The organism is Pseudomonas sp. RA_35y_Pfl2_P32 (assembly GCF_963970735.1).
In the GTDB taxonomy this organism is placed as follows: Bacteria; Pseudomonadota; Gammaproteobacteria; order Pseudomonadales; family Pseudomonadaceae; genus Aquipseudomonas.
Genome location: NZ_CAXAQF010000184.1, coordinates 1 through 537 on the forward strand (window position 1 = coordinate 1; position 537 = coordinate 537).

The window sequence follows — 537 nt, forward strand, 5'->3', positions numbered from 1 at the left end:
CACAGGTCGCGGCTGAATCCGGTGGCGTCCTTGCTGTCGCGTAGCGCGCGCATGTGCGTCACCGGCGCATGGTCGGCGACGAAGTCGCGGATCGTGTCCTGAAGCGCTGTCTGATCGTCGTTGAGATAGAGTGGCATGTGTCAGTCCTAACAATGCGTCACCCCGGCCTTGTGCCGGGGTCCACTCCTCTCCTCGAACGACGCAATGTGGTGATGGGTGGACCCCGGCACGGGGCCGGGGTGACGAACAAGGCTGTCATCACCAGCCTCCAATCGGGCAACGCGCTCCTCATCGCCGCCGCTTGCCCCGCCGCGCGTGCGCTCGGGCTCGCGCCCGGCATGGCGGTGACGCAGGCGCGGGCGCTGGTGCCCGGGCTCGACATCCGCCCCGCCGACCCGGAGGGCGACCGCGCCGCCTTGCTGCGCCTCGCCATGCTTGCAGCCAGGCGTTGGTGCCCGGTGGTGATGCCGTCGGGCGAAGACGGGCTGTTCCTCGATATCAGCGGCACCGCGCATCTGTTCGGCGGGGAGGCGCGGA

General features: G+C 69.6%; 1 protein-coding gene. It reads left to right on the forward strand.

All coding sequences use genetic code 11. The features are described from left to right. Window positions 1-239 precede the first annotated feature (239 nt). The coding region (locus tag AACY45_RS27770) for a Y-family DNA polymerase (RefSeq protein ID WP_445261230.1) at window positions 240-537 on the forward strand (298 nt) is incomplete at its 3' end.